The 269-nt window shown below is 51.7% G+C and carries 1 rRNA gene; it reads right to left on the reverse strand.

From position 1 onward, the window contains the following. A 23S ribosomal RNA gene (locus N5923_RS00085) occupies positions 1-269 on the reverse strand; the annotation flags it as partial.

Below are 269 nucleotides of genomic sequence, written 5' to 3' on the forward strand. Positions count from 1 at the left end.
TCAAGCCAGCTTATGCCATTGCACTAACCTCACGATGTCCGACCGTGATTAGCTGACCTTCGTGCTCCTCCGTTACTCTTTAGGAGGAGACCGCCCCAGTCAAACTACCCACCAGACACTGTCCTCATCCCGGATCACGGGACTAAGTTAGAACATCAAACATTAAAGGGTGGTATTTCAAGGTTGGCTCCACGCAGACTGGCGTCCGCGCTTCAAAGCCTCCCACCTATCCTACACATCAAGGCTCAATGTTCAGTGTCAAGCTGTAG

Source organism: Winslowiella arboricola, assembly GCF_025527015.1.
Lineage (GTDB): Bacteria > Pseudomonadota > Gammaproteobacteria > Enterobacterales > Enterobacteriaceae > Erwinia > Erwinia arboricola.